Annotated in this window: 1 protein-coding gene; it reads left to right on the plus strand. The window is 40.0% G+C overall.

The window, feature by feature from the left end:
* Positions 1 to 48: 48 nt before the first annotated feature.
* Positions 49 to 297: an acyl carrier protein gene (locus AAEY88_RS12625; RefSeq protein ID WP_101084964.1), complete on the plus strand. Its 249-nt coding sequence runs from the start codon at positions 49 to 51 to the stop codon at positions 295 to 297.
* Positions 298 to 403: the final 106 nt, after the last annotated feature.

Below are 403 nucleotides of genomic sequence, written 5' to 3' on the forward strand. Positions count from 1 at the left end.
TGCTAGCTTAGCTAGCTTTATTGAATCTCAACGTGTTTAGGAGTCAGCATGCAAAATCGTGAACAAATCCTTGAGATGCTAAGTGGCATTTTAATTGATGAATTTGAAATAGAGGCAGCAGATATCACGCTTGAAGCTTCTTTGTATGAAGATCTAGATTTAGACAGCATTGATGCGGTAGATTTGGTGATTAAATTGCAACAGCTGACCGGTAAAAAAATTCAGCCAGAAGCATTTAAAACCGTGCGCACAGTCAATGATGTCGTTGATGCCATAGAAGGCTTAATAAAAAGCTAATGCGGTTAATCCTGCAGATTATTACGACCTTGGTGATTATTGCTTACCCTATTGCGGTGTACTTTGGTTTGCAGTATTTACCACCAGGCACAATCGCTTTGCTGCG

It is taken from the genome of Psychrobacter sp. CAL346-MNA-CIBAN-0220 (genome assembly GCF_040309805.1).
Classification (GTDB): domain Bacteria; phylum Pseudomonadota; class Gammaproteobacteria; order Pseudomonadales; family Moraxellaceae; genus Psychrobacter.

What these genes read in the sequence shown, in the direction of transcription:
- AAEY88_RS12625 (WP_101084964.1), top strand. Translation starts at nt 49, where the DNA reads ATGCAAAATCGTGAACAAATCCTTGAGATGCTAAGTGGCATTTTAATT.